The following is a 22,728-nucleotide window of genomic DNA, read 5'->3' on the forward strand; positions in this document are numbered from 1 at the left end:
TGTCGCTGGCGCATCGCACGGTGTCAAGCGGGTTCGTCGCTGCGGAGGCCGGTCCTACCGTGACCGGATCACCACAACGCGGAGGCCATCATGAGCGACAACCCCACCCCGATCGAGCTGCAGAAGTACCTCGGCGGCGTCGACTACCCGGTGAGCCGCGACGAGCTCGTGCGCACGGCGCGGGAGAACGGCGCGCCCGACGACCTCGTCGGCGCGCTGGAGAGCGCCGGCCGGGATTCGTTCGACAGCCCGACCGACGTCAGCCAGGCGGTCGCGGGAAGCTGAGCTACAGGGTCATACTGAGGACGACGCGGCGCTCGGCGGTCCCGCCGGCAGGCATGTTGCTCGCGCATGTCGGACGGGTTCTGAGATGGCTGTGATCGAGGATGTTCGCGCGCTGGGCGACGCGTTGGAGCGCTCGTACCGGGTGTACGTGCGCGGAAGGTTGAAGTTTCGCGTGGGTCAGATCGTCTACGTGGCGTTCTCCCTCGACGAGACCGTGATGGGTTTCGCCTTTCCGAAGGAGGAGCGAGCGGCCTTGGTCGGCGGCGACCCGCGCAAGTTCCAGATGCCGTCGGCGTCGGACCTGCGCTTCAACTGGGTCCACGCCGATCTTGCGTCGCTGGACCCGGCTGAGGCTCGCGAGCTCGTCGTCGACGCATGGCGCCTGGTCGTCCCCCACAAGGTCTCCCGCGCTTACGATCTCACCCATCCCGACGGCCCGGGCTGAAGAATCGGGAGAACGCGCGCTCGGGAACGTCCAGCGCGCGTACTTCAGCGCCGCCTACGGCCGCCGGGCGTACACCGACACCTCGGAACCGTCGAGCACGAACCGCAGCGACGTCCCGTCGGGGAACTCGTCGCCGAGCTCGTCCGGGAAGGATCCGCGCACCGTGAACGACGCGGTCGGCGAGAACCCGTCACCCGCGCAGCCGATCGTGATCATCACCCCGCGGGCACTGTGGACGAACAGGCATCGCGTCGCGGATTCCTCGTCGACCAGACCCCACGCGTTCGGGATCATCACGACCGACAGATCTCGGAAGTCGTGGAACAGAATCGACCCCTCCTGCGGCGGGCCGAACGCGTCGGTATCCCACTCGGACAGGTCGGCCGTGGCGAGCACCGCGACCCGGTTCGCCGGCAGGACGGCCGGGACCAGAGTCGCGAGGACCGCCCCGACGACCAGGCCCACCCCGACGGCGGTGGCGATCCACGGCCAGAGGCGACGACCTCTCCGTACGGGCGGCGCGGCGGCGACGTCGTCGGCCGCGGGAATCTGTTCGGGGACGGATGCCTCGCCCTCCGGCTCGGGCTCCGACACAGCGTCGCCCTCCTGCGGCACGGCTGGGACCGGGGCGGCGGGGGTTGCCGGGGCAGCTGGCGCCACTATGGTCTGCGCGCGCCCTTCGAGTTCGCGCAGCCGGGCGAGAGCCGTCGGGTCGTCGTGGATGTCGGCCGTGGGTCCGTACGCGCGGGCGCGCAGAGTCCGCAGTTCATCGCTCCACTGGTCGTCCATCGTGCATATCCTGACACCCCGGCTGTCGATCGAGTCGCCGTGAGCGGTGCGCGTTCGCCGCATCAGGAGACGACCGGGACGGACTCAGCCCAGGCCTGTCGGCCTGCCGCCAGCATGTCGAGGACCTGCTGATCGTGGGTCACGGCCGGGGTGGCGGCATCCGGCCAGGATTCGGTCTGCTCGAGTGCCCATGTCGTCCACTGGATGATGTGGTCGTAGTGGCCGATCATGAAGGTGTTCGACAGGGCGAAGAGGTGCCGGCGTTCGGGGAAGGTGCCGCCCGTCTCGCTGATGTGCATGGCGTAGCGGGCGAAAAGGGCGCGCGCGGTCGATGCTTGCTCGCGCATCGTCTCGAGCGTGCGGCGCAGGTCGCCGATGGACCCCTGATCCGAGACGAGCACTCGGACCATTCCCTCGAATTCGAGAGCGGCCGGGCGCGTGTCGGTTGCAAGCCACGTCGCGAGCTCCTCCCGCCCGGCGTCGGTGATCGCGTAGACGGTCCGGCCGCGCTTGCCCGACTGCTCGGCCCGAGACGTGACGAGGCCGGCGGCCAGCAATCGCTTCAGGATGTTGTATCGCTGGCGGTCGGCGCGGGGCCACAGCTGCTCCACGCCACGACCGAGCTGCTCGGCGAGTTGATACGCCGACCAGTCCCTCGACGCCAGGAGTCCGAGGGTGAGATACGCGGTCGTGGAGAGCTCGCGCTGGGGCACAGCATCCTGCTTTCAGAAAATCATCGACGCGGGCCGTCCCGATCCCTATACTGCAAACTGCAGTAGCCTTCGGGTCGATCGTGGCCGAATCGTGTGGGGACACGGGTCACGGACTGGGGCGGGCTCGATCGGAAGGTTGACCTGCGCCCGATGGCGCTGGGGCAGCCATCGGGGTGGTGCCGGCACCGCTCGCCGGTTCCACCCCGATTGCGCGATCGGGTTTCCGCGGCTCAGCCGCCCATGGCTCCGGCATCCGTCGACCCGACATCGGTGCGGTGGAAGCTCTGGAACGAGCGGGATGCCGTGGGTCCGCGCTGGCCCTGATACCGGTTGCCGTACGGCCCCGACCCGTAGGGGTTCTCGGCCGGCGACGAAAGCCGGAAGAAGCAGAGCTGGCCGATCTTCATGCCCGGCCAGAGGGTGATGGGCAGCGTCGCGACGTTCGAGAGCTCGAGAGTGACGTGCCCCGTGAAGCCGGGGTCGATGAACCCGGCGGTGGAGTGCGTGAGGAGTCCGAGCCGCCCGAGCGACGACTTGCCCTCGAGCCGCGCCGCCGCGTCGTCGGGCAGAGACACCTGCTCGTACGTTGACCCGAGCGCGAACTCGCCGGGGTGGAGCACGAAGGGCTCCTCGGGCGAGACTTCGATCAGCCGCGTCAGTTCGGGCTGATCCTGAGCCGGGTCGATGAACGGGTACTTGTGATTGTCGAAGAGCCGGAAGTAGCGGTCGAGGCGGACATCGACGCTCGACGGCTGCACCATCTCTGGTTCCCAGGGCTCGAGCCCGATGCGTCCCGCGTCGATCTCCTGCCGGATGTCGCGATCGGAGAGCAGCACGAAGCCAGCCTAGCGGCGGGTCGGCCGCGCGCGCTTCGGGCTGTGGACGGGCTCTGTTATTCTTTCCAGACGCCGAAAGGCCTGCCCGGGGATGTAGTTCAATGGCAGAACTTCAGCTTCCCAAGCTGATAGCGCGGGTTCGATTCCCGTCATCCCCTCCAATTGTCAAGTCCAAAGCTAGATGGGACTTTCCAGCGCTAGTTGGGACTGATGGTTCCGCGGAGGGCTGAGGGTCGGGCCGGCCGCGGCGAACCATCCGGATATCCCGGACAGTTCCATCGACCGTTTCTCGGGGCTCGTGCAGTGGCGCTCCGAATTCGGGTCGCGGATGTAGCGCACCGCTGCGGGGTAGGGTGCGCAGCGGTGCCCGTCGCCCAGCCGTATGAGATCTCCGCGCGAATTGGTGAACCGCGGCGATACGAACTGCACGGCCTCTGCGCATCCGATGGCAGCTCGTGGTCTCAGCCGGCTCCACACTTCCCGCCTCCAGCAGCGGGATGCTCACCGTGCGTAACGATCATCGGCTCCGGAGTGCGCGGTCAATCATGAACTGCACGCTGCGGGACGCACCGGCGACCCGCAGTTCGACGTTGGGGTGCTCGCCCGCCCACACGCGGAGCAATTCGTCGGCGAAGCCGGGCCCGATGAGGTCGAGGCCTTTCGAAGTCGAGGATGACGACCCGGATGTCTCGAACTCTGTGGCGAGTCGTTTGGCTTCGCTGCGGCTGATGAAGTCACCGGGACGGGTGACCAGCCGGATGTGTGCGCTAGTCCGGCCACTCATCCCGCAGCGCCTGGAGGTATCCGTCGGGGTACATCGGCTCACTTTCGTCGTCGTGAGCGTCAGCAGTGTCCGCCTCGTTCGGCTCGTCGTCTGGGACGCATGTGCACATGCGCCTTTCCTCCGATTCGTCGATCGCTTCCGAATCAATGATCTGCCGGAGACCGGCCCGTAGTCCCTCGGTGTTCGCAGTTGTTGGAACGCACGCCGCCGCGGCGTGACGGCGCACCGGCAGGGTGGACGTGTGCGGCGGTGGGTCGCGCGTCAGCCGAGTCCGGAGGCGAGGTCGGAATGCGTGTGTTGGAGAGCGCAGCAAGGCTCGACCTCCCGGACCGGCGGGTGGCGGTTTGCGGCGACTGGCATGGAAACGTCGGCTTCCTGCGGACGCTCGCACCCGCGATCGCCTCGCGCTGGACCGCCGACGCTGTCGGAATCGTCTTCACCGTCTACGGCCGCGAGCTGTCGGGCTAGCGGGAGAAACTCGCTCCGGGGAGTCGACCGACCCGCTGCATCGCACAGAGACCCGGCCCCGCTCGAAAGGGGGCCGGGTCTCCGTGGTCGTCAGTCGGTCCGGTGCCGTCGTCCGGTGAAGTTTAGGGCGAGGTACTGACGGTGACGTAGTCGCCCACATGTTCGCCCGGCGCATCATCACTGAGCGGTTCTTTCGCCAGAGTCGCGTCGGTGTCACTGATCGTTACCTTGACAGGAAGCCGGCCGCACCCGCTTGCCCAGTCGTCCGTCGTGATGACGATCAAGCATTCCTCCGAGTTGTTGGCGTTCTTCGCGGCATAGTAAGCACTTCCGTTGCTGTCTTCGCCGAGGTACCGGACGGAGTCGGAGGTGAACACATCGTCTGTAACCGCTGCGGGCAGCTCGGCTGGAGTTCCGCTGTCAAGCGGCCCGGAGGCACAACCTGACATTAGAAGCGCCAGTCCGATTGTGGACGTCACCGCGGCTGCTCGTATGTGCATCGCGTATTCCCTTTCGTTGGTGGGCCGATCCGTTCACGGGCGGCGTGTATAGCACTGAGCTGGTGCCGGGTCGCCGATGCCGTTGTATGGCACCCACAGACACCGGTTCCAGGCGCTCGTCCTTGCGGCGTGGCTGAGCGTAGTCCCCGCACCAGTCGCTTGAGCGGCGAAGAGTGTGCCGCCGCTGTTACGGGTCTCGATCCGTGAGTCTCCGAAACTGAGCCCCGCCCAATTCTGAAGCGAAATATATTGATCGATCCTCCGACGATAGTGAAGCCCTGGCCACCGACCTTCGGAGTGTTGGGGGCGAGTTGGCCATCGTAGAACTTCGTGAATACCACGGCCGAGGCGGGGGATGCGACGCCCGCTACAGCGAGCGCGATGGCGGTGACGCACGCTATTAGAGCCAACTTCAGTCGACTCGGAGTGGTCCGGCTGCCTCTCAAGCAGATGTGCTGGGTCATGTCAGGTAACTCGACTGAACGTAGGCTTCCGCGCCGGTCGATGGCCCGTAGAAGTAGCTCTTCGCGGTAGCGATCTTCCGCGCGTGGGTGACCTGAGCTGCGGCACCGGTGGCCTCTGCCTGTGCGTACAGGGTCGGGCCCGCGTATACCTGAGCAACCGCAGTGTGCAGGATGGAACCGCCGCCAGCCAGAATGCGGGAGCCGTATATGTAGTTCGCCGAGGCCGAGATCTTGTATCCCGCGGTCAAGTAGCCCTGGTAGTAGAAGTTCCGGGTGTAAGCCTGAGCGCTGACCGCGGTTGCGCCGACGATGACGAGAGCCAGTGCCGCAGCGACGATCGTGTTGAGGAGGCGCGGGGTGATTCGGGTGCCCATTTCAGTCCCTCGAGATCGGACCGGCGAACACACGCAGCTGGAATTCCGACGTCGTGCGGGAAGTGCCGGCAGGCGCTACAACCTCACGGTCGCGAGCAGATGCGGCTGGGTTCGCGACCACCAGGTTTGGTGTCTTGGACGTCAGGAATCCCGCGCGTGCTACTTCCCCATCTGGAATGAGGTACGCCTCGACCTCCGCTCGGGGGCCGAGCAGCCTCACACCGGTGCCCTGCGCTGCAAAGGCCTCGGGGCCGGCGCAGCTCATTCCGGCGACCCAGTCCTTGGTGTCGATGAGAGCGACCAGGCAAAGAAGTCCGTCGTTGTCGAGCGCGATCCAGTATTTGACTCCGTCAAACGTCCCAAACGACCTGAGCGTCGCGCTGTTGAGATTCTCGGAAACCTCACCTTCGACTAGTCGCGCGTCAAGCGCGACCGACCTAGTCGGCTTGGCGTGCAGGGCGTTGATGGCGTAACTCTCCGCGGAGGGAACCGCAGCAGCGCTAACTGCGCCAGCAGTCACCATCCCACCCACGATCGCTGCAGCTGTGACTGATGCCGCGGCGATGAACCATCGCGCGGACCGTCCGAATCTACTCATGTTTCCTCCAGGGGAATAAGGGAACAACGAACACCGGCCACGGGCCCACGGTTCGAGCCCTCAAACGATTCCCCCGGCGCATCCTCCTTGACGAGCCTCGGTCGGGAACCGCTTACATCGGTCGGTGGGCTCATCGTTCCCTAAGCCGCTTTGTGCGCACAAGTCGTCCGTTTGGGGGACGAGATTGCGATAACGCCGAATCAGGCCGACGAACACTCATCCGTCGATGAGTTCACGCGCAGCGGTTGACCCAGGAGTCCCGGCTACAGCGGCGCTCTGGTTCGGAACCGGTGGAGCAACTGCCTGACGCCGCTGAGGACGATTGCGCCGACGCCGCTCATCACTGCCACAAGCAGAAGAAGGTTCGCGACTGCCCCGGTAAACGCCTTCCAAGCAAGGTCAGTATCGGTCGCTATCTCAGGGCTGATCACCGCACTTGCAAATCCCAACACTGCCGAGAGGACTAGCGCTGACACGGACATGACCGTCAGGGCGGTGTGCTTAGGAATGCGCGTATCGGGGCAGGGGATCCGTGACGGCTTTCTCAGTCATGCCGAGAGAGTATCCGCACGGCCGATCGGGTCAGCATGGGTATCGTTCATCTGTGGAGAAGCGGTCTCGCAGGGCTACGACGGTGTGTCGTTCTGCGTGCTGAGATCGGTGCGGCCGCAGCGCGAGAGGCGGTCCTCGACCGCCGCAAGTGGATCTATGAGCGGAGTTGAGGTCGCGAACTATCGCGACGCAATCCGACCGGTGTCCGGTCGGATAGCTTCCGTATCGCGGCGGTTACCCGTTGCCCGTTTAGCCCGCGCAACGATCCGCACTCCGGCGGAACGCTATCCGCACACGGCCGCGGGAACGGAAATGCATACTGGCCTGGGCATCTTCCGGCCCTTTGTCCCAAGTACCTTTGGACGCTCGGCCAGCGGCACGGCACACAGTACCGCACAATCTTCAGTCCCGTCTGAGGCGGCGGGAGGCAGATCCGTCCCACCTAACTCTGGAATCGACACCAATATGCTCCCTGTTCCGGGTGAACGCGGACCGCCGGTCTGGCACCCCCCCTGGGCTGAGCCGCAGACGGCAAGCACGACTATCACTCGGCTCGCGAAGCCGCCCGCCGGTGCACCTCGCGCATCTGCGCGTCGAATGGTGCCACCGGGGAGATGACGACCACGTCGGGCGCGACATCCGTGATCGGCAGCGGTGTCACCGGACCGGCCGGCAATCCCCACGACGCCCGCCACTCCGCGAGCTGAGACGCCGATGCCGCGGCGACAACGCGGCCCAGCCCCGCCCAACCGTGGGCGGCCGCGCACATCGGGCAGTGCTCGCCCGATGTGTAGACCGTCGATGCAGCGCGCTGAGCAGGCGTGAGGTGGGCGATCGCCGACTTCACAAGAACGATCTCCGGATGCGCCGTCGGATCGGCATCCGACGTCTCGCGGTTCGCCGCCTCGGCCAGCACCGTTCCATCCGCGTCGACGAGGACTGATCCGAACGGATCGTCGCCGTTATCGAGTGCCTGCGTAGCGAGAGCGACGCATCGCCGCAGATGACCCTCGTCGATGGTGCCCGTCCCCGCAACCGTCACGGCGGCCAAGCTAGTGGAAGCCCGTCCCGTGCACAACGGATGCCGCGCCAGCCCCGCGGCGTACGGGAGACTGTCCCCATGAGCTTCACTGCGTCCGGCGATCGGCAGTCGCCGGAGGTGGTGGGGTCGGTGTACCAGCGAGCCCTCGGCAGTGAATTCGCGAAGCTCGATCCTCATCTGCAGCGATACTTCGGCCCGATCCCGGCCGGCTGCGTCGGCAGCGGATCCGGCGTCTATGAGATCGCCGGATCCCGGCTTCGATGGCTGCGACCCGTCCTCGCGCTGATCGCGAGCAGGCACGTCTTGTTCCCGGAGTTCGGGCGCGATGTGCCGTTCACCGTCATCAACGCGCCGGGACCCTACGGCAGCCTGAGCGCCGTTCGGACGTTCGAGTTTCCCGAGCGGACACGGATCATGGAAGACACGATGACCGCCGCGAACGGGAGGATCGTCGATCGGCTCGGGAAGCGGCGAGGCCTCGAGGTCACCATCCGTGTCGGCGTCGTCGCCGGCGCTCTGCTCATGACGTCCAACCGCATCGCCCTCCGAGCCGGACGCGCGCGCATCCCTCTGCCCCGCCTGGCCACCATGCATCTCGTCGAGCGCACGGATCCGGCGGACCCGTCGCGCCAGCGCGTGGACGTGCGGATCACCGCGCCCCTGGTCGGCGAGGCGTTCCGCTACACGGGAAGCTTCGCGTACACGATCCGTGCCGCTGCTCCCGACGAGCAACCCGAGAGCTGACCCGCGCGGGTCATCGGGGTAACAGCGGCGAGCAGCTAATCCCCGTCGGCGCCCCCAGCACCGGCCCCAGCGCCGGCACCGCCATCGAGCTCGACGGCGGACGGCTCGGCGTGTCCGACGAACGCGACGGGTGTCGTCGTGGCGTCACCGGGTCGGAGATTCGCCGCCTCGAGGGCACGGGCGATGGCGTCCTCGATCTCCGACCGGGAATCGATGTGCTGATCTTCGCTCATGATTCCTCCTGGCGCGAGCGTAGCGGCATGCGCCGGGCGCGGCATCCGAATGATACTCACGCGAGCGGCTCGGCAGCCTCACGGGCGGCGCGCGCCGACGACCGCACCGCACCGATGCTGGCGGCGATCACGAGGGCGATCCCGACCAGCTCGAGCCAGGCCAGGTGCTGGCCGAGGAAGATGAAGCCGGCGAGCGCCGCGGTCGCGGGTGCGAGGCTCATGAGGATGGCGAAGACCGCAGCGGGCAGCCGGCGCAGGGCGACCAGCTCGAGCGCGTACGGAATGGTCGACGACAGCACCGCCACAGCGGCGCCGAGCGCCACGATCTCGATACGCAGCAGGGCCGATCCGGCGTCGGCGATGCCGAACGGCAGGGCGAGCACGGCGCCGACGGCCATCGCCAGCGCGAGGCCGTCGAGCTTCGGGAAGTCGCGGCCGACCCGTGCCGAGGCGAGGATGTAGAACGCCCAGCTCGCCGCGGCGCCGAGCGCGAACAGCACGCCGAGCGGATCGAGCCGGTCCCAGCCGCCTCCGCCGAGAGCCGCGACGCCCGCCAGCGCGAGCAGAGCCCAGAGCCAGGCCGACGCGCGTCTGCTGGCGACGATCGACAGGACGAGGGGTCCGAGCACCTCGATGGTGACGGTGACGCCGAGCGGGAGGCGCTCGAGCGCGAGGTAGAAGAGCGCGTTCATGGTCGCGAGCACGACTCCGGCGCTCTGCTCATGACGTCCACCCGCATCGCCCTCCGAGCCGGACGCGCGCGCATCCCTCTGCCCCGCCTGGCCACCATGCATCTCGTCGAGCGCACGGATCCGGCGGACCCGTCGCGCCAGCGCGTGGACGTGCGGATCACCGCGCCCCTGGTCGGCGAGGCGTTCCGCTACACGGGAAGCTTCGCGTACACGATCCGTGCCGCTGCTCCCGACGAGCAACCCGAGAGCTGACCCGCGCGGGTCATCGGGGTAACAGCGGCGAGCAGCTAATCCCCGTCGGCGCCCCCAGCACCGGCCCCAGCGCCGGCACCGCCATCGAGCTCGACGGCGGACGGCTCGGCGTGTCCGACGAACGCGACGGGTGTCGTCGTGGCGTCACCGGGTCGGAGATTCGCCGCCTCGAGGGCACGGTCGATGGCGTCCTCGATCTCCGACCGGGAATCGACGTGCTGATCTTCGCTCATGATTCCTCCTGGCGCGAGCGTAGCGGCATGCGCCGGGCGCGGCATCCGAATGATACTCACGCGAGCGGCTCGGCAGCCTCACGGGCGGCGCGCGCCGACGACCGCACCGCACCGATGCTGGCGGCGATCACGAGGGCGATCCCGACCAGCTCGAGCCAGGCCAGGTGCTGGCCGAGGAAGATGAAGCCGGCGAGCGCCGCGGTCGCGGGTGCGAGGCTCATGAGGATGGCGAAGACCGCAGCGGGCAGCCGGCGCAGGGCGACCAGCTCGAGCGCGTACGGAATGGTCGACGACAGCACCGCCACAGCGGCGCCGAGCGCCACGATCTCGATACGCAGCAGGGCCGATCCGGCGTCGGCGATGCCGAACGGCAGGGCGAGCACGGCGCCGACGGCCATCGCCAGCGCGAGGCCGTCGAGCTTCGGGAAGTCGCGGCCGACCCGTGCCGAGGCGAGGATGTAGAACGCCCAGCTCGCCGCGGCGCCGAGCGCGAACAGCACGCCGAGCGGATCGAGCCGGTCCCAGCCGCCTCCGCCGAGAGCCGCGACGCCCGCCAGCGCGAGCAGAGCCCAGAGCCAGGCCGACGCGCGTCTGCTGGCGACGATCGACAGGACGAGGGGTCCGAGCACCTCGATGGTGACGGTGACGCCGAGCGGGAGGCGCTCGAGCGCGAGGTAGAAGAGCGCGTTCATGGTCGCGAGCACGACTCCGAACCAGACGACGCCGGTCCACGCGCTGCGCGAGTGCCCGCTCAGGACGGGGCGCGCGATCAGCAGGAGGATCACCGCAGAGAACACCAGGCGCAGCATCACCATGCCCAGTGGGCCGACCGTCGGGAAGAGCAGCACCGCGAGCGAGGCGCCGACCTCCTGGCAGGCGAGGCCGGCGATGACGAGCAGGATCGCGGGGGTCGACCCCGCGCCGCGGGTCACGAGGTCACGCAGCCGGGGCGCAGATGGCGTTCTCGGCGACGCGCCCGTGGTACTGCTGAGGCGTCCAGGGCAGGCCCGCCTCGGGGGCGGTCTGTCCGGCAGCCGCCGGCGCCTTCGACGCGATCGCGGCGAGCTCCCACGCGAGGTACGCGCCGATGCTCGCCCCGGCTGCCGAGTCGTTGAGCACCACGGCCACCGTCAGGCCACTGACGGGGTCGGAGAACGCCGCCGTGATGTAACCCGGGACGGCGCCGAACTGCCCGACGAGCGAGCCCGCCTGAAGCGCGCCGCCCGCCGCCGTGTACCACGACGGCGCACCCGACGCGGCGGGAAGCGGGTCGGCGAACCGGTCGTCCCTGTCGGGGTGCAGTGCTCCCGTGGCCAGAGCCTGGGCATACCGCCCGAGGTCGTCGATGTCGCTCGAGACTCCACTGTCGGTGAACCCGGTCGTGATCGACACATCGGACACGTCGAGCGGCTCGGCGCAGTTGGGCTTGCCGTCCTCGCCCGGAGGTGCGTACAGCCCCATCAGCACAGACTCGGAGGGCGCGACCAGTCCCGTGGCATCGAGATCGAGGGGCTCGACGACATACTCCTCGATGAGCTGCGCCGCAGGCTTGCCCAGGGCGCTCTCGAGCGCCAGACCCAGCAGAACGTAGCCGGCATCGGAGTCGCGGTAGGCGGCTCCGGGCTCGATGGAACGCCCTGCCCCCAGCCCGAAGCTCGCGAGCTCACGCGGATTCCACGTGCGGGTCGGATTCGACAGCCACAGCGGCGTCAGATGCGCGGCATACGAGCCGATGCCCGACGTGCTGTCGCACAGCTGCTCGAGGGTGATGTCGGTGAGCGCGGGCACGCTCGTGACCCACGTCGTCACGCTGTCGTTCAGCTTGACCTTGCCCTCGGCCGCGGCGACGTAGAGAACGTCGCAGATCATCGCCCGCGTGACGCGCGCAGCCCGGAACTGCATGTCGGCGGTGACCTCGGCGTCGTCGGTCGGGCTCTGCGTTCCGAGGCCCGCGACCCAGCTGCCGCTCCACGGCGCCCAGACGCCGACGATCGCGCCGGACGACCCCGTCGCGGTCATCGCGTGGGTGACGGCATCCTGCAGCTGCTCCACGGTGTCTTCCGGGAGGGCGGCATCCGTCTGCGCCGGCACATCGACCTCGACGTGCCGATCGGGCGCGCAGGCTACGAGGGTGAGCGCGACAAGGATCCCAGCGGATGCCGCGGCGATGGCGCGGCGTGTCGCAAGTCGGGTCCTCATCCTCACCCCCCACGGTGATCGTCCATAGATTCAAACACACCGCGCTGAATCTGACCGCACCCACTGCCTAGGCTGAACGCCATGACGCACATCTTCGACGAGTCCGCGCGGGCGGGGGTCCTCGGCCACATGAACGGCGACCACGGCGACGACAACATCCTGATCGCCCGCGCATTCGGCCCGAGCGGCGTCATCGACGCGGTCATGACTCGATTCGATGGGGACGGCGGAACGTGGGAGGCGACGCTGGCGGATGGCAGCGTCACCGAAGTGCGCGCGCCCTGGCCCGGCGGACCCATCACCGAGCGACCCGAGGTGCGGCGTGAGATCGTCGCGCTTTACGACGAGGCGTGCCGTCGGCTGGGGGTCGAACCCCGCCCACACGCGTGACGGGGGTTAGGTTAGGCGACCCTAATATGCCTAGACTGGGGCCTATGAGCGACCTGATCCCGTTCTCGATCGCGCTGCGTGAGCGCTCCAGCCGTGCCCACTCCTCCAGCGAGCACGCGGGGTTCATGGCCGATCTCATGAAGGGCGAGGGCACACGCGACGACTACATCGCGCTCGTCGCCCAGCACTGGTTCATCTACGAGGCCCTCGAGCGCACCGCCGGCCAGATGCGCAACGACCCCGTGGCCGCCGTCTTCATCAGCGAAAAGCTCACGCGGCTGCCGGCGCTCGAGGCCGACCTCGAGTTCCTGGTCGGGGACGACTGGCGCGAGACCATCACCCCGCTGCCGACGACCCGCGCCTACGTCGACCGCATCAACGAGGTGGGCGCGACGTGGCCGGGCGGCTTCGTGGCCCACCACTACACGCGCTACCTCGGCGACCTTTCGGGCGGGCAGTTCATCGGGCGCCTCATGTCCCGGCGATTCGGCTTCGGCACGAATGGCATCGGCTTCTACCTCTTCGACGACATCGCCGACCCCAAGGCGTTCAAGGAGGTCTACCGGGAGCAGCTCGACAAGGCGCCGTGGGATGCCGCCGAGCAGGAGCGCGTCATCGACGAGGTCCTGCTGGCCTACCGCTTCAACACCGAGCTCTTCGACGACCTGGCGCACGCGAAGGCGGCTCAGGTCGCCTGAGCCGCGGAGGCCCGCACCCCCGCCATGAAGCGCTGCACGTCGGGATCGACGCGGATGTCGCTCGGACGGAGGGGTCTCGACAGGTAGAGGCCGTCGAGCGAGGTCAGGCGCGACAGGGCGACGTAGGTCTGACCAGGCGCGAACGCCCCCGAGCCGAGGTCGACGACGGCACGCTCATAGGTCTTGCCCTGCGACTTGTGGATCGTCACGGCCCACGCCAGGCGCAGCGGGAACTGCGTGAACTCGGCCACGATCTCGCGTGAGAGCGACTTCGAGCCGGCGTCGTAGGCGTAGCGGAACCTCTCCCACACGGCAGGCTCGACGTCGAACTCCTGTCCCTCGACCTCGACACGCACCGTCCCTCCGGCGATCCGCGTGACCGTGCCGATCGTGCCGTTCACCCACCGGGGCGGTTCCCCGTAGGACTGCGTGTCGTTGCGCAGGAACATCACCTGTGCCCCGACTTTCATCTTGAGCTCGACATCGGCCGGGTACGCGGCATCCCCCCTCCCGAAGTCTCCGTTGATCTCGGCGACCGCAGTCTGCTCGCGCCCGACCAGCTCGGTGAGGTGGCGTCGGTTGATGCTGTTGACGATGTCGTTGCGCGTGGCCAGCGTGATGATCGGGTGCTCGCCGTCGGCGGGGTCGGGCGGTGTGCGCGCGCCGGTGTCGTTGAGGATCTGCGCGATGTCGGCGGTGACCCTGCCGTAGCGGACGGCGTTGAGCATCGCCTTGAACGCCGGGTCGGACTGGCGGTGGATGTCGACGAGCTCGCGGATGTGCAGATCGGCCCCGTACGAGCCGATGTCGATGATGCCGTCGCCGGCCGCCTCGCCCACCCAGACCTTCGCGTCGAAGAACCAGAACGACCGGTAGTGGTCGCGGATGTAGCGCAGCTCATCACCGCGCGGCGGCACAGGCGCCAGCTGGTACGGGTCGCCGAACATGACGATCTGAACCCCGCCGAACGGCTCGGCACGACGGCCCCGAGCCTGCCGCAGCGAGCGGTCGATCGCGTCCATGAGATCGGCGTTGACCATCGAGATCTCGTCGATCACGAGCGTGTCGATGGCGTTGAGGATCTTGCGCGCCGCATCGGACTGGTCGATCTCGCCCTTGGCGATGAGACCGATCGGCAGCCGGAACAGCGAGTGGATCGTCTGCCCCTCGACATTGAGAGCCGCCACGCCGGTGGGTGCGCACACGGCGATCGACTTGCTCGTGTGCCGGGCGAGGTGCTGCAGCAGCGTGGACTTGCCGGTACCGGCGCGACCGGTCACGAACACATGCTCGCGCGTGTCTTCGATGAGCCGGAAGAGGGCCTCCTGCTCGGCGGAGAGAGGCGGCGTGGTCACCGATTCATGTTAGCCACCGGATGCCGCGCCCCGGCCCTCGCGGGCCGGTTCGGTGGACGACCGGCCATCCACAGGCAGCACCGCGTCTGCGGCCGGCTCGGCGTCGCGCCATCGCCCGGTGCCAGCCACGACCTCGTCCATGATCGCCCGGAACCGGGGGCACGTCGTGATGTCGTGGGAACGGCAGCGCAGCGCATGCTCGGTCATCCGCCGCGAGCGCTCCATGTCGGCCATCCGCCGTGCCAAGTCCTCGAGATGGGCCTCGAGCACGCGATGTCGCTCAGGCGCCTGCTCGTCCAGAAGGATGCCGATCTGATCGAGGCTCATGCCGGCGGCCTTGCTGCGCACGATCACGCCGATTCGGACGAGATCGTCGTCGGAGAAGAGGCGGCGGCCGGCGGCATCGCGGTCGGGGTGAAGCAGCGCCACGTCCTCCCAATGGCGCAGCACGTGGGTCGGAAGGTCGAATCGCGCCGCCGCATCGCCGATCGAGAGAGCACTTGACTTCATGTCGACATGAAGTCACAGAATCGAGGAGAAAGCAAGCGAGAGGGGACTCATCATGTACGAGGCCATCGTGATCGGGGGCGGCCCGGCGGGGCTGCAGGCGGCGCTGACACTCGGGAGGATGCACCGCCGGGTGCTGCTCGTCGACTCGGGGGAGTACCGCAACGGCACGGTCGAGCACGCCCACAATCTGCTGACGAACGACGGGACGCCCCCCGCCCAGTTGCGGGCGGCCGCCCGGGCGGAGATCGCCGCCTACGACACGGTCGAGGTGCGCGATGCCGCGGTCGACCGGGTCACGGCCGACGACGGCGCATTCCGCGTCGTCTTCACCGACGGCGGGGCCGCCACCGGTCTTCGTCTCCTGCTGGCGACCGGCGTGCGCGATGAGCTCCCGCCCATTCCCGGACTCGAGGCGGAGTGGGGCCGGCGCGTCGCGCAGTGCCCGTTCTGCCACGGCCACGAGTTCGCGGGGCGCGCGGTGGCCGTCGCGCTCGACGGCGACCACGCCGCCATGATCGGGCGGATGCTGGAACCGGTGGCCTCGACCGTGACGATCGTGCCGCCGGGCGACATCGCGCGCGTGGTCTCCGAGACCGACGGAATCCGGATCGAGAAGCGCGACGGCGAACGGGTGACGGTCGCCGGCCTGTTCATCGCCCCGACTCCGCATCAGCGCACACCGTTCGCCGAGCAGCTGGGCTGCCGGATGCTCCCGAGCGGCTCCGTCGAGATCGACCCCGTCGGCCAGACGTCTGTACCGGGGGTCTACGCCGCCGGCGACATGGCTCACGTCGCCTCGGCGGCGGGGCCGATGGTGTCGCTCGCGGCGGCGATCGCCGCGGGGCAGATGGCTGCCGCCGGAATCGTGCGCGATCTGATCACCGCAGTGTGACGGCGGGTTCCGGTTCTGGAGCGGTTGCTTCTTAGACTGGGGGCGTGGACCAAGGGGCGGTGGACACCACAGCCGGTCGCGGTTCTGCGCCCCCGGCTTCTTCCGCGAGCCTCGGGGGCGAGGCATCCGCTCGCATTCAGCCGCCGCGCAAGCGCCGCCGCACGCTCGCTCTGGATCTCACGCTGCTCGGCATCGTGGGGATCCTGCTGATCGCGGCGACGGCAGCCGCTGTGGGCGCGATCCAGAAGGAGTTCTACAGCCCCACCGCCTTCGTCGAGCGCTACCTCGACATGCTGGCCGACGGGAGTGCCGCCGAGGCCCTCACCGTTCCCGGAGTGATGGTCGAGTCGGCCGAGCTGGACGCGGCCGGGCTGCCGGCGACGGCCGACGAGGCGCTGCTGCGCGCGGCGGCGCTCGCCCCGCTCGACGACACCCGTGTCGTGTCGGAGGAGGCCGACGGCGAGATCACGCGGGTCACCGTCGAGTACGTCGCGGGCGGATACGACGGTAGGACGACGTTCGAGGTGGAGCGCGACGGGTCGATCGGCCTCGCTCCCACTTGGCGCTTCGCGACGAGCCCGCTCGCGGTGATGAATCTCGTGGTCAAGGGCTCGATGGTGTTCTCGGTGAACGGCTTCGAGATCGACAAGCGGCAGGTGTCGGTGGATGGAGCGGATGCCGAGCCCCTCGACCCGCTCCCGCTCCTGGTCTTCTCTCCCGGCCTGTACTCGGTCGCAGTCGACACGGCCATCTCGGCGACGCCAGGGGTGGCGGTGCTCTCCGACAGCCCCTTCCGCGCCTTCCCGGTCGAGATCCAGGCCGAGGCGACCGACGAGTTCGTGGCGGTCGTGCAGCAGGAGGTCGAGGAGTTCCTCACCCAGTGCGCCACCCAGGAGGTGCTGCAGCCGACCGGGTGCCCCTTCGGCTACACGGTGCAGGACCGGATCGACTCGCTGCCGAAGTGGTCGATCGCCCAGCATCCCGCCGTCGCGGTGACGCCCGAGGGCGACGGCTGGAGCATCGTCCCCTCCGAGGCTGTCGCCCACATCGAGGTCGACATCCAGTCGCTGTTCGACGGCTCGATCAGCCACGTGAGCGAGGATGTGCCGTTCACGGTGTCGGGCCAGATCACGGTGCAGCCCGATGGGCGGGCGTCGATCGTGGTGACCGGACCCGAGGCGCCGTAGGCGGCCTCAGCGGGCCCGGCGCGCGTCGCGCTCGGCGAGTTCCGCCAGCCGCGCGTTGTACTCCTCGAGCTCGGCGTCGCCGGTGCGATCGGCGTGGCGGTCGCGGCGCTTCTGATCGCGCGCGTCGCTCCTGCTCCACTGGATCGCGACGACGATCGCCAGGATGAGCGTCGGGATCTCTCCGATCGACCACGCCACACCGCCGCCGGTGTACTGGTCCTCGAGCGGCGTCGCCCCCCACGTGCGGCCCATCGATCCGAACCACTCGGCCACCATCAACCCGGACTGCATCATGATCGCGATGCCGAAGAAGGCGTGCATCGCCATGATGCCGATGAGCAGAAGGAGCCGGCCGGGGTACGGCAGCCGATACGGGACCGGGTCGATGCCGATGAGCGTCAGCACGAAGAGGTAGCCCGTGAAGAGGAAGTGGGCGACCATCCACTCGTGACCGAGATGGTCGTACAGCGACCACCGAAACAGGTCGGTGTAGTAGAACACCCACAGCGATCCGATGAACAGCGCCGCGGCGACGAACGGGTTCGTCAGCACCCGGGCTACGGGAGAGTGGACGGCCCACAGGATCCACTCGCGCCCGCCGCGCGTGCCGTCGTCGCGCTTGCGGATGGCACGCGCTGCGAGGGTCACCGGAGCCGCCGCGACGAGCAGCAGCGGGATGGCCATGGTGAGCAGCATGTGCCCGACCATGTGCACGCTGAAGAGGTAGTCCTGGTAGACGTTGATGGCACCGCCGGTCACCCACACCAGCAGGGCGAGACCGGCGATCCACATGATCGTGCGGTAGATCGGCCAGGCGTCGCCCCGGCGGTGCAGGCGCCAGGCACCCATGAGGTAGAAGAAGACGCCGAATCCGGCGGCGACGGCCCACAGCAGATCGACGTTCCATGATGTGAGCCAGGCCAGCGGCGTGAGCTCGTCGGGCAATGGTGCACCGGTCAGCACCTCGGCGGGCGTCCGCTCCGCCGGAAGGGCCGAGGACACCGGCGGGGGCGTGCGCGCGAGTGCCGCCGCGGCCCCCGAGGCCGCACCCATCAGCACCAGCTCGAAGGCGATCAGGGTCCAGAAGGCGCGGGACGCGCCATCCTCCCGCAGTCGGCCGATGAGCCGGCTCCGGTACCACGCGCCGAACACGCCGAGTGCGATGAGCGCCACGATCTTGACGCACAGGATCGCGCCGTACGGCGACAGCAGCGCGTCCCAGTTCTGCAGCCCGATCGCCGCACGCACGGTGCCCGATGCCGCGACGACGACGAAGGCGGCGAGCGCGATGCTCGAATAGCGCGCGACGACCGGCGCGAGGCGGTCGCGACCGAGCAGCGGCCGCACCAGCACCATCAGGATGAGGCCGCCCAGCCACACCGCCGCGGCGATGATGTGGAGGATGAGGGCCGTCATCGCCTCGTGGTGGAACGCCTCCTCGCCGGAGTGACCCTGCGTGCCCATCGGCACGAGGGAGGCGGCCGCGAGGATCGCCACGAAGAAGGTAGCCGTCCAGGAGCGGACGGCGAAGGTCAGCACCGTGAGCGCCGCGCCGGCGACGGTCGTGATCAGCCAGGTGCGGCCGACCTCGGTCTCGACGAGGAAGCGGCCCAGCTGCGCCCCGAACTCCGGACCCGCGTCGATGGCGGGGTTGAACGCGTCGATGAAGGTGAGGAAGCCGGTGGCGGCAGCCGAGACGGTGAAGACGGCGGCTGAGATGGATGCCGCGTCCAGCGCGATGTCGAACTCGCGCTCCCCCGCGCGCAGCGCGAACAGGGCCGTGACGAGTGCACCCACCATGCCGGCGGCGGAGAGGTTCACGAGGAGCTTCGCGACGGGGAGTCCCCACCGCGCGATCGGGCCGGGATCGCCGATGGCGAGCGGCGCCGCGCCGCCGCCGAACGCCAGAGCCCAGACGAGCACGACGAGCGCGGTCACGACGAGGATCACGGGCCCAGCGGCCCGCAGGGCGCGGGGACTCACTCCTCCAGCCTAGGCGCGGAACTCGGCGTCGCTCGCCGCGGCCGGGAACGCAGAAGGGGGATGCCGCGGCATCCCCCTTCTTGTGTGGTCGTCGTTACTTGACGGCGGCCTTGAGCTTCGAGCCCGCGGTGACCTTCACGCGCTGGCCGGCGGGGATCTTGATCTCCTCGCCCGTCTGGGGGTTGCGGCCGGTGCGAGCCGACGTCTCGACGCGCTCGAACGAGAGCCAGCCGGGGATCGAGACCTTGCTGCCCTTGGCGACGGCGTCGGAGACGGTCGAGAAGAGGGAGTCGAGCACGCCCGACACGGCGGACTGGCTCTGCCCGGTCGCGCTGGCGATGCTCGCGACGAGTTCGGTCTTGGTGATGGACTTGTCGGCCATGGGGATTGTCCTCCAAAAGGCGGCGGAACCGCTGCCTTTTCATTGCTCGGACCGGACGGCAGTCGCCCCCCGGCTGGTCGGATCGACCGCCTCGAATGTACCTGACTTCGGGCGCAGAACCGCGGATTTCCGGGGTTTTCGGACGTTCCGGGCGGCGTGTCGGGGCTCAGAGTGGCCCATGTGACCGATGTGACGGACGTTTCGTGGCCTCGGAGCCCGTCCTCCAGGACAGTTCGGGTGGTCGGCGGACGCCCTCAGCCGCGGTGCGCGGCGATGACGCCGCGGGCGGTGCGGGCGAAGGCGGGAGCCACGCGGTCCTGCCCGTCGAGGTAGCCTCCGACAAGAGCGGCGTCGCGCAGGAGCACCAGTGAGGCGGCCACATCGGCAGGGTCGGTGAGGCCCGCAGCCGTCGCCGCCCGCTCGAGCGTCGCGCGGAACCAGTCGCGGTGGTCGTCGATGAGCGAGCGCACCGGTCCCTCGTCGGGATACTCGGCGGCTGCGTTGATGAACGGGCAGCCGCGTGTGTGCCGCTCGCGGATGTCCTGCTCGATGCCTTCGATCACGAGGTCCAGCAGCACTTCGGGATCGGACGAGGCGGCGCTCGCCTCGGTGAACAGCGCCCTGAGCTGTTCGTCCTCGCCGCGCAGGTAGGCCAGGACCAGACCCTCTTTGCCCTCGAACTGCTTGTACATCGTCGCCCGAGTCACGCCCGCCGCTTCGATGATGCGGTCGACGCCGACGGAGTGGATGCCCTCGCTGTAGAAGAGGTCGGTCGCGGCATCCAGCAGTCTCTGCCGGGCAGGGGAGGGGCGCGCCGTCGTGGTCTGCGCGGGGGTGGTGCTCATGGGTTGCCTCCGGATCCATCGTGCCACTTCCGGACGATTTGGGATTCTCCGGGAATAGTCTTGTGTATATAGAACGTTCGGTCTACCATCGGACACATCAGCAGCCCACCGCCGCTGGACGCCCCAAGGAGAATGACATGAACAACACGACCAAGACCCCCATCGTCCTCATCCACGGACTCTGGATGACCCCGAAGAGCTGGGACACCTGGGCGGAGCGCTTCCGCGCCGCCGGCCACCCGGTCATCGTCCCCGGCTGGCCCGGCATCGACGACCGCACGGTCGAGGACATCCGCAAGCACCCGGCCGCCCTCAAGGGGATCGGCCTGAAGCAGATCGCCGACAACTACGAGCGCATCATCCGCGCCCTCCCCGAGAAGCCCATCATCATCGGCCACTCGTTCGGCGGCGTCCTCGTGCAGATGCTGGCCGACCGCGGACTCGGCGTCGCGTACGTCGGGGTCGCTCCGGGACAGACCGCCGGCGTCACGGCCCTGCCGCTCTCGACCCTGTGGACCGGAACGCCGATCCTCGCGAACCCGTTCGGCCGCAACGGCGCCAAGCCGCTGTCGAAGCGCCACTTCCACTTCACGTTCGGCAACGACCTGGCCCGCGAGGAGTCGGACCGGCTATGGGAGGAGTACGCGGTCAACTCCTACAACCGCGTGTTCTTCGAGGGCGTGCTCTCGGTGCTCAATGAGAAGGGCGGCGTGACCCACGTCGACTACGGCCGCACCGACCGTGCGCCGCTGCTCGTGATCACCGGTGAGATCGATCACGTCGTGCCGCCGGCCATCGGCGAGGCGATCGTGAAGAAGTACCACGCCACCGGCAGCCCTGCCGTCGTCGAGTACAAGACGTACCCGGGCCGCACCCACCGCCTGGTCAGCCAGGACGGCTGGGAGGAGATCGCGGACTACGCACTCGAGTGGGCCACCACGCACCAGGTGCGCGAGAGCGAGGCGGCGAAGTAGTCGGATGCCCCGCCCGGCGCGGCGGGAAACCACTCCGTCGTCGAGACACCAGGTGACACGTGGTGTCTCGGCGGTCGAGTGGTCTCTCGGCCGGTGTCCGCGGTGGGACGCAGGACGGTCCGAGGCTCGGAGAGCCCCGGGCCGTCGTGCTGTCAGGTGTGGAGCCTGCGCAGCGCCGCCACCACGTCGTCGTGCCAGCGCCGGGCAGCGGGAAGCGCGCCCGTGAAGATCGGCGTGTCATGCGTGACGCCCTGGTACCGCACCACGCTCGCATCGACGCCGGCCTCGCGCAGCGCGGCGCCGTACGCGTCCCCGTCGCCGCGGAGCGGGTCGTACTCCGCGGTGAAGATGACCGCGGGCGGCAGGTCGGCGTGCGACGACGCGCGCAGCGGAGACGCGTAGGGCTCGCGAGCGAGCGCGGGATCGGGCAGATACGTGCGAGCGACGGAGCGCAGCTCTCGCAGAGCGATGAGGCTCGGGATGCCGAGCGCCCGCGTCGCTCGCAGATCGAGCCGGCGGCCGGTGAGGTCGACGACCGGCACCTCGAGCACCTGGAGCTGGAGCGGGAGCCGTGCTCGATCGCGGTTGCAGAGGGTGACGGCGGCGGCGATGTTCGCTCCGGCCGACGTGCCGGCGATCCCGATCCGCTCGGCGTCGATCCCGAGCTCGCCCGCGTGGGAGACGGCCCAGGATAGGGCGGCATAGCCCTGTTCGACCTGCGTCGGATACGGATGCTCGGGCGCCAGCGCGTAGTCGACCGCCAGGATCGCGACACCCGCGTCCACCGCGCGGCGGCGGTACGCGGCATCCGTCGTCGGATAGTCGATGCCTCCGATGCGGAAGGCGCCGCCGAAGAACGACAGCACGGCGGGCACGGGCGCGTCGTCCACGACGGGAGGGTGATAGATCCGAACGCGGACGCTGGGATGCCCCGGCACGGCGATCTGGTGCTCACTGGTGCGCACCTCGGGTCCGGGCGTGCCGACGGTGCTGAGCTCGGTGCGGTCCCAGGCCAGCGCCGCACGGCGATGCCGCGCCCTGGCACGCGCCCGGGGTCCGAGCGCGGACGCCTTCCCGCGCGGGGCGGAAGGAGCCGGTGCGCCTGCGGCGGACTGGCCGGCGGCGGGCACGACGCTGCCGCGACCGAACGGCCAGAGCGACCTCATCCGAGCTCGGGCTGAACCGAGCGCCTGGTCGAACAGATACCGGCGGTGCACGCGCAGACGCTCGGCGAAGAACGGATCCAGGGGCATGGATCCATCCTGACGCGCTGTGCGGCTGCCGTCACGGCGATTGACAAGCGGAAGGC

General features: G+C 68.9%; 27 protein-coding genes, 1 tRNA gene and 1 pseudogene. 11 read left to right on the forward strand and 18 right to left on the reverse strand.

Annotation, left to right across the window (positions count from 1 at the left end):
- The first annotated feature begins 90 nt into the window (after positions 1-90).
- Entirely contained in the window at positions 91-285 is a 195-nt protein-coding gene (locus JX005_RS10060; RefSeq protein WP_214467349.1) for a DUF2795 domain-containing protein, read from the forward strand.
- A gap of 85 nt (positions 286-370) precedes the next feature.
- Entirely contained in the window at positions 371-730 is a 360-nt protein-coding gene (locus JX005_RS10065; protein ID WP_214467350.1) for an MmcQ/YjbR family DNA-binding protein, read from the forward strand.
- Between the two features lie 54 nt (positions 731-784).
- Here JX005_RS10065 and JX005_RS10070 read toward each other — a convergent pair whose 3' ends face one another.
- From JX005_RS10070 to dcd, 3 genes are all read right to left on the reverse strand, one after another.
- Positions 785-1,519, reverse strand: coding sequence for a hypothetical protein (locus JX005_RS10070; RefSeq protein WP_214467351.1), 735 nt, complete (start codon positions 1,517-1,519; stop codon positions 785-787).
- 62 nt (positions 1,520-1,581) lie between these two features.
- Complete coding sequence (locus tag JX005_RS10075) at positions 1,582-2,232, reverse strand: PadR family transcriptional regulator (protein WP_214467352.1); 651 nt, start codon at positions 2,230-2,232, stop codon at positions 1,582-1,584.
- Positions 2,233-2,462: 230 nt separating this feature from the next.
- A complete protein-coding gene (gene dcd, locus JX005_RS10080; RefSeq protein WP_214467353.1) occupies positions 2,463-3,068 on the reverse strand; it encodes a dCTP deaminase in 606 nt (201 codons plus the stop codon).
- A gap of 87 nt (positions 3,069-3,155) precedes the next feature.
- Between dcd and JX005_RS10085 the strand changes: the two genes are divergently transcribed.
- Both JX005_RS10085 and JX005_RS16280 read left to right on the forward strand, forming a co-directional pair.
- A tRNA-Gly gene (locus JX005_RS10085) sits at positions 3,156-3,229 on the forward strand.
- A gap of 959 nt (positions 3,230-4,188) precedes the next feature.
- Positions 4,189-4,320 carry a hypothetical protein gene (locus JX005_RS16280; RefSeq protein WP_281422057.1) on the forward strand — a complete coding sequence of 44 codons (132 nt, stop codon included), beginning with the start codon at positions 4,189-4,191 and terminating at the stop codon, positions 4,318-4,320.
- 122 nt (positions 4,321-4,442) lie between these two features.
- Here JX005_RS16280 and JX005_RS10090 read toward each other — a convergent pair whose 3' ends face one another.
- From JX005_RS10090 to JX005_RS10105, 4 genes are all read right to left on the reverse strand, one after another.
- Positions 4,443-4,799 (reverse strand): hypothetical protein, encoded by a 357-nt coding sequence (locus JX005_RS10090; protein WP_214467354.1) that lies wholly within the window; start codon positions 4,797-4,799, stop codon positions 4,443-4,445.
- Positions 4,800-5,280: 481 nt separating this feature from the next.
- Positions 5,281-5,658, reverse strand: a complete 378-nt coding sequence (locus tag JX005_RS10095; RefSeq protein ID WP_214467355.1) for a hypothetical protein — start codon at positions 5,656-5,658, stop codon at positions 5,281-5,283.
- A gap of 1 nt (position 5,659) precedes the next feature.
- The gene (locus tag JX005_RS10100; RefSeq protein ID WP_214467356.1) at positions 5,660-6,181 is read right to left on the reverse strand and encodes a hypothetical protein; all 522 of its coding nucleotides are present in this window, start codon (positions 6,179-6,181) and stop codon (positions 5,660-5,662) included.
- Positions 6,182-7,352: 1,171 nt separating this feature from the next.
- Positions 7,353-7,850 (reverse strand): nucleoside deaminase, encoded by a 498-nt coding sequence (locus tag JX005_RS10105; RefSeq protein WP_307858554.1) that lies wholly within the window; start codon positions 7,848-7,850, stop codon positions 7,353-7,355.
- Between the two features lie 78 nt (positions 7,851-7,928).
- Here JX005_RS10105 and JX005_RS10110 point away from each other — a divergent pair, with 78 nt between their 5' ends.
- Positions 7,929-8,594, forward strand: coding sequence for a DUF4166 domain-containing protein (locus JX005_RS10110; protein WP_246533803.1), 666 nt, complete (start codon positions 7,929-7,931; stop codon positions 8,592-8,594).
- Positions 8,595-8,629: 35 nt separating this feature from the next.
- Here JX005_RS10110 and JX005_RS10115 read toward each other — a convergent pair whose 3' ends face one another.
- Positions 8,630-8,827 carry a hypothetical protein gene (locus tag JX005_RS10115; RefSeq protein ID WP_214467359.1) on the reverse strand — a complete coding sequence of 66 codons (198 nt, stop codon included), beginning with the start codon at positions 8,825-8,827 and terminating at the stop codon, positions 8,630-8,632.
- A 56-nt stretch (positions 8,828-8,883) separates the two neighbouring features.
- Positions 8,884-9,537: pseudogene (locus JX005_RS10120) on the reverse strand (EamA family transporter); the annotation flags it as partial.
- A gap of 12 nt (positions 9,538-9,549) precedes the next feature.
- On the opposite strand from JX005_RS10120, the gene JX005_RS10125 reads away from it, so the two are divergent.
- The gene (locus JX005_RS10125) at positions 9,550-9,771 is read left to right on the forward strand and encodes a DUF4166 domain-containing protein (protein WP_214467360.1); all 222 of its coding nucleotides are present in this window, start codon (positions 9,550-9,552) and stop codon (positions 9,769-9,771) included.
- A 35-nt stretch (positions 9,772-9,806) separates the two neighbouring features.
- On the opposite strand, the gene JX005_RS10130 is transcribed toward JX005_RS10125, so the two are convergent.
- From JX005_RS10130 to JX005_RS10140, 3 genes are read right to left on the reverse strand one after another with little or no spacing between them, the layout of a single operon-like run.
- Positions 9,807-10,004, reverse strand: coding sequence for a hypothetical protein (locus tag JX005_RS10130; RefSeq protein ID WP_214467361.1), 198 nt, complete (start codon positions 10,002-10,004; stop codon positions 9,807-9,809).
- Positions 10,005-10,060: 56 nt separating this feature from the next.
- Positions 10,061-10,936: an EamA family transporter gene (locus JX005_RS10135; RefSeq protein ID WP_214467362.1), complete on the reverse strand. Its 876-nt coding sequence runs from the start codon at positions 10,934-10,936 to the stop codon at positions 10,061-10,063.
- Between the two features lie 4 nt (positions 10,937-10,940).
- Positions 10,941-12,203, reverse strand: a complete 1,263-nt coding sequence (locus JX005_RS10140) for a serine hydrolase domain-containing protein (RefSeq protein ID WP_214467363.1) — start codon at positions 12,201-12,203, stop codon at positions 10,941-10,943.
- An 81-nt stretch (positions 12,204-12,284) separates the two neighbouring features.
- On the opposite strand from JX005_RS10140, the gene JX005_RS10145 reads away from it, so the two are divergent.
- Complete coding sequence (locus JX005_RS10145; protein WP_214467364.1) at positions 12,285-12,593, forward strand: DUF2470 domain-containing protein; 309 nt, start codon at positions 12,285-12,287, stop codon at positions 12,591-12,593.
- Between the two features lie 44 nt (positions 12,594-12,637).
- On the forward strand, positions 12,638-13,291 hold the full coding sequence (locus JX005_RS10150; protein ID WP_214467365.1) for a biliverdin-producing heme oxygenase: 654 nt from the start codon (positions 12,638-12,640) through the stop codon (positions 13,289-13,291).
- Here the strand turns inward: JX005_RS10150 and JX005_RS16285 are convergent.
- Complete coding sequence (locus JX005_RS16285) at positions 13,279-14,646, reverse strand: ATP-dependent DNA helicase (RefSeq protein WP_214467366.1); 1,368 nt, start codon at positions 14,644-14,646, stop codon at positions 13,279-13,281. The two genes, JX005_RS10150 and JX005_RS16285, sit on opposite strands and share 13 nt — an antisense overlap.
- Positions 14,647-14,655: 9 nt before the next feature.
- Entirely contained in the window at positions 14,656-15,156 is a 501-nt protein-coding gene (locus tag JX005_RS10160; protein WP_214467367.1) for a MerR family transcriptional regulator, read from the reverse strand.
- 52 nt (positions 15,157-15,208) lie between these two features.
- On the opposite strand from JX005_RS10160, the gene JX005_RS10165 reads away from it, so the two are divergent.
- Positions 15,209-16,048: an NAD(P)/FAD-dependent oxidoreductase gene (locus JX005_RS10165; RefSeq protein ID WP_214467368.1), complete on the forward strand. Its 840-nt coding sequence runs from the start codon at positions 15,209-15,211 to the stop codon at positions 16,046-16,048.
- A 44-nt stretch (positions 16,049-16,092) separates the two neighbouring features.
- Positions 16,093-17,235, forward strand: a complete 1,143-nt coding sequence (locus JX005_RS10170; protein WP_307858555.1) for a hypothetical protein — start codon at positions 16,093-16,095, stop codon at positions 17,233-17,235.
- 6 nt (positions 17,236-17,241) lie between these two features.
- Here the strand turns inward: JX005_RS10170 and JX005_RS10175 are convergent, their stop codons facing one another.
- The 3 genes from JX005_RS10175 to JX005_RS10185 form a co-directional block, all read right to left on the reverse strand.
- Positions 17,242-19,218: a bifunctional copper resistance protein CopD/cytochrome c oxidase assembly protein gene (locus JX005_RS10175; RefSeq protein WP_214467369.1), complete on the reverse strand. Its 1,977-nt coding sequence runs from the start codon at positions 19,216-19,218 to the stop codon at positions 17,242-17,244.
- A 94-nt stretch (positions 19,219-19,312) separates the two neighbouring features.
- Positions 19,313-19,600 carry an HU family DNA-binding protein gene (locus JX005_RS10180; RefSeq protein ID WP_214467370.1) on the reverse strand — a complete coding sequence of 96 codons (288 nt, stop codon included), beginning with the start codon at positions 19,598-19,600 and terminating at the stop codon, positions 19,313-19,315.
- A 254-nt stretch (positions 19,601-19,854) separates the two neighbouring features.
- A complete protein-coding gene (locus JX005_RS10185) occupies positions 19,855-20,445 on the reverse strand; it encodes a TetR/AcrR family transcriptional regulator (protein ID WP_214467371.1) in 591 nt (196 codons plus the stop codon).
- Between the two features lie 137 nt (positions 20,446-20,582).
- On the opposite strand from JX005_RS10185, the gene JX005_RS10190 reads away from it, so the two are divergent.
- Complete coding sequence (locus tag JX005_RS10190) at positions 20,583-21,419, forward strand: alpha/beta hydrolase (protein WP_214467372.1); 837 nt, start codon at positions 20,583-20,585, stop codon at positions 21,417-21,419.
- Between the two features lie 152 nt (positions 21,420-21,571).
- Here the strand turns inward: JX005_RS10190 and JX005_RS10195 are convergent, their stop codons facing one another.
- Positions 21,572-22,672, reverse strand: a complete 1,101-nt coding sequence (locus JX005_RS10195; protein ID WP_214467373.1) for an alpha/beta hydrolase — start codon at positions 22,670-22,672, stop codon at positions 21,572-21,574.
- Between the last annotated feature and the right edge of the window lie 56 nt (positions 22,673-22,728).

The organism is Microbacterium flavescens (genome assembly GCF_018588945.1).
Lineage (GTDB): Bacteria > Actinomycetota > Actinomycetes > Actinomycetales > Microbacteriaceae > Microbacterium > Microbacterium flavescens.